Genomic DNA, 4,568 nt, shown 5'->3' with positions numbered 1-4,568 from the left:
AATCAAATAATCACTATAAAGATCAAGCATATCCATTTAATTCCCTCCCTAAAATTAAGGGCGGAATTCTAATGCTTTTTAGTCAAACTACAAGTTTATGTGCGTAACATGAGTTAATTATCTAAAAAATAAATCCGGTGATGATGGAGTAGTGATAGATAAGGGGAATGGGGTGAGCTTGCAGCGTAATTTATTAATAGTGGATGATGAACTTAATATTCTCAAAACACTTAAACGTCAGTTAAACCCGTTACAGCAGAATAATTATACTATTTATACGGCCCAAAGTGGGGCAGAGGCCTTAGAGATACTCCAAGCAACTCCTATTCAGGTGATTATTTCCGATCAACGAATGCCTAATATGACCGGTGTTGAGCTCTTAAGCCAAACCAAACTCCTTTATCCGCAAACCATCCGTTTGATCTTAAGTGGTTATACCGATTTTTTTGCTATCCAAGAAGCAATTAATAATGGGAATATCTATAAATTCTTGAACAAGCCTTGGCAGTCCCATGAGCTTATAAGTCATATTAATGATGCCTTTACCTACCATGATATCCATCTACATAATGCCTATGCCAAACAAGCAATGATGAATGCGATTGAGGCAGTAGTAATTGCCAATGATAACCATGTTATTCAATCGGTGAATACGGCCTTTTGTTTGGCAACAGAATACTCAGCTTTTGAGGTAGTGGGTTCTTTTGTCAATTTATTTGATCACGATCACGTCTCAATGGATGAAATCACCGAGATTTATAAAAATGTTGCTTTACAAGGTGTTTGGCAAGGAGAGCTGTATTTTAGAAAAAAATCGGGGCGAAGATTGCCGGTATTTCTCTCTGTTTCTGCCATTCGCGATGAAATGGATAATATTGCGATGTATATTTATTCGTTTATAGAACAGGCTGATACCTTATGAGTTCAGTTACTATAAATGCTAATGCCACGAAAAATATCTTATGTGTGGATGATGAGCCCAACATACTTCACTCCCTCCAACGCCTTTTTTTAGCTGAGAACTACACTGTTTTTATAGCGGATAGCGGGCAAGAAGGAATAGCGCTGCTTGAGGAACAAGCTATTGATATTGTGGTTTCTGATATGCGCATGCCTCATATGGATGGCGCTGCTTTTTTAAAAATCGTTGCTGAACGTTGGCCTGATACTAAACGAGTATTGCTTACTGGATTTGCCGATATTGATTCAGTGATGCTAGCTATTAATGAAGGTAAAATTGATTATTATCTAGCTAAGCCCTGGCGTAATGAATCCATGCTTAATGCGATTGCTAGTTTATTGCGGCAAAAATGGTTAATGGATGAGAATCGGCTGTTACAAAATTTACTCAGCAAAAAAAATGAAGAACTAACCGTATTAAATAACCATTTGGAAGATAAAGTTGAGCAACGAACCTATCAATTACATAAAAGCTATCAAGAACTGCAAGCGACCCATGAAGCCGCTATCCAAGTGTTGTTATCAGTCCAAGAATTGCATGAGGGACAATATAAAGGCTATTGCCGTAGTGTGGCAAAGCACGCCAAATTATTAGCTCAGGTTTTAAAATGTTCGGAAAAAGAACTTGAAGTGGTTTACTTAGGTGCAATGCTCCATAATTTAGGTAAAAGTGGCTTATCAGAATCCATTATGTTCAAGCCCTTTCTGAAATTAACCCCCGAAGAACATAAAGAATACATTCAATACCCTATTTTAGGCGCTACCGCTTTAGCTGCCTTTCCATCCTTAAACGAGGTGGCTAATGCCATATTACACCACCGAGAACGCTATGATGGCTTGGGTTATCCTAATAAATTAGCTGGCGAGGCAATACCTCTTGCGTCCCGCATTTTAGCGCTGGCTGTTGATTATAATGAATTACAACATGGCTTGTTAATTCCAGAGAAATGCCATGCAAAATTGGCTCTCCGCTATATTATTGAACGTGCCCATCGTTATGATCCCCACTTATTGCCACTATTCGTTAAAATCATTCAAAAATTACCGGATGCGCAAAGCGCTTTAAATGAACGCGCCTACGAGCCTTTTTGCTTAACACCAGGGATGGTCTTGTCGCGGGATTTGGTCTCAAAAAACGGATTTGTTTATTTATATAAAGGGCATGTTTTAACAGCGGAAATAATAGAAAAACTTAACGCCCTAGAGAGGCAAATTGTCTATGTTTATCAGCATCCACCCGCTAAGTAAGTTTTACCAGCAGGTTACCCCAGGAAGCGCATCTAAATAGCGCACAGTTAAGCCTACTATCTTGTCTACTTCTGTGCATTATGCGCGGTATCAATACCATCTAGCAGGCGAATATAGACTAAATCTACGCATAAAACATGGAATGCAGCCTGTTCGGTCACGAACTTTGCATTAGATGCGTTTGTCCTGGCAGTTTACACCCCGGCTAAGGGCAAAATAATGGTAAATGTGGTTCCTTTACCCACCACACTGTCCACTTTTATTTTGCCACCATGCTTTTTAATAATGTTGTAGGAAATAGATAAGCCTAAACCGGTTCCTTGTCCAATGGGTTTAGTGGTAAAAAATAATTCAAATAGGTTGTCCATATGTTCAGGTTTGATTCCCTCACCCGTGTCTTGGATAATTGCCTGAATTGCGTCATCCCCAACTTGGGTCGTAATGCTTATAGTCCCACGCTCATGAATCGCCTGGCAGGCATTGACGAGCAAATTCATAAATACTTGGTTCAATTGGCGGGGATAGCAACGTAATAAAGGTAAAGGGTGATAGTTTTTGATGACTTCACATTTATATTTCAGTTCATTGCCCACCATTTTTAAGGTTATATCGATGCATTGATTAATATCCACTTCTTGTATTTCATCATCATTGACATGAGAAAAAGATTTTAAATCAGCAACAATACTTCGCACTCGCTCTAAACCTTCCAGCGATTCTTTAATCATTGTGCTACTGTCGTCAATAAAATAGTTGAGTTTCGTTTCTTTACACAATAAGTCCCAATAGTGTTTGATATCCTCATAAGTTACATTTTCATTGGGTGAACCCAGTAATTTACCAAAACCATCAAAAGCAGCTCTAAATTTTTCGCAATAGCCCTGTAGCATTTCAGTATTGCCAGTCACAAATGCGATAGGATTATTGATTTCATGAGCCACTCCAGCCGCTAATTGCCCTATGGAGGCAAGTTTTGCATGCTGCAGTAATTGCGCTTGCGTATTTTTCATCTCTTTGTGGATGCGTTCTAATTTTAGATAGTTTTCCTCTAATTTTTTTTCATTAAGTTGACGTTCTAATAAGAGTCCCAATTGAATGGCGGCGGCATCCGTTAAATCGAGGATACGTTGATTCTTCGGCATGGGCTGAATGGAAAAAAATTCAGCGATGGCAATAATTTCATTATGTAATTTAATGGGTACTGCAACAGCACCCCTCACTCCTATTTCTACCCATGGTTTGGAGCGAGGAAAGTCAGGGTCTATTTTAATATCCTCTATCCAAAAAGGCTCGCCCGTTTGCAGCACTCGACCTGGTAGACCTTGTTCTGCGTTAAAGGTTGTGTCATTAGTTATCTGCTGGAAAGCCGCGTATTGTTCCTTATCCTCCACATACCAAATATTCGCGGGCTTTAAGGTTATTGCCTCATTGTCTTTATCGACGAAATAAATATGACCCACTGGCCAATTATGAAGTCGGCAAATTCCATCAATGTAAAAATTAAAAATATTGGTTTGGGAAAATTTTTCTTGGGATAGTTTATTAAGGCGATATAAAAAATCGACTTCATTAAAAAAATATTGAATAAGCTCTTCTTGCTCTTGCAGGCGAAGATGAGCCTCTTGCTTTAATTCCCATTTTTTGGTTAGGGCATAAGTTAATTGAAGAATCTCTACTATATCAAAAGGTTTTTTTAAAATAAGCAGATTATCGGAGTTTCCTAAGGCGCGGATAATATTTTCCCAGGAATGTTCTGAATAGGCGGAACATATGACCATTTGGATACGGGGGTCCATAGCCCATAGATGCTTAATGGTTTCAAGACCGTCCCAACCGGGGGGCATCACCATGTCTACAAAGGCCAGCATATAAGGCTCATCATTGATTAAAGATTTTTTCACTAATTCCAGTGCTTCTTGCCCTTGGATTGCTGAATCTATTTGATAGTTTTGTGACTCTAGATTTCGGGTAATCTTGGGGGTGCCAAATAAAATAGCTTCATCATCGTCAAGATTTAAATGATTGGTTGTAGAAAGAATTTTACGGATGTCATTATGGATTTCTGTATTGTCATCTACTAACAGAATCCGTTTTTGTTTTATTGGGCTCATCTGAATTTCCTGTCCATTCTATACAATAAGATTAGGATAGGAATTTTATAATAGCAAAAGCATCCTCGGGGCTAGAATACTTGCACTATAATAAATGGAATTGATAATTGCTCCAGTTAACAGGGATGATCAGGGGCTTTTCATGACTAGAAATTAGTCACATAAACAGTATAATCCTGCATTTATTTGAACTGGCGAAAGAAAGGGATGTCTGAAGTATTAGCTTTTTTATCAACTGTTGAAGATTTA

General features: G+C 38.5%; 3 protein-coding genes. 2 read left to right on the top strand and 1 reads right to left on the bottom strand.

Annotated elements, in window-relative coordinates:
* Nucleotides 1-172 precede the first annotated feature (172 nt).
* Both ELY15_RS13650 and ELY15_RS13645 read left to right on the top strand, forming a co-directional pair.
* Entirely contained in the window at nucleotides 173-922 is a 750-nt protein-coding gene (locus ELY15_RS13650) for a response regulator (RefSeq protein WP_158617502.1), read from the top strand.
* On the top strand, nucleotides 919-2,208 hold the full coding sequence (locus ELY15_RS13645; protein ID WP_127100967.1) for an HD domain-containing phosphohydrolase: 1,290 nt from the start codon (nucleotides 919-921) through the stop codon (nucleotides 2,206-2,208). Before ELY15_RS13650 ends, ELY15_RS13645 begins: the two co-directional genes overlap by 4 nt.
* Nucleotides 2,209-2,402: 194 nt before the next feature.
* Here the strand turns inward: ELY15_RS13645 and ELY15_RS13640 are convergent, their stop codons facing one another.
* Nucleotides 2,403-4,319: an ATP-binding protein gene (locus ELY15_RS13640; RefSeq protein WP_127100965.1), complete on the bottom strand. Its 1,917-nt coding sequence runs from the start codon at nucleotides 4,317-4,319 to the stop codon at nucleotides 2,403-2,405.
* Nucleotides 4,320-4,568 lie beyond the last annotated feature (249 nt).

The sequence above is a fragment of the Legionella sp. km772 genome, from assembly GCF_003989735.1.
Taxonomy (GTDB): Bacteria; Pseudomonadota; Gammaproteobacteria; order Legionellales; family Legionellaceae; genus Legionella.
The sequence above is the reverse complement of the archived record's forward strand: the minus strand, read 5'-3'. Positions and strand labels throughout refer to the sequence as shown.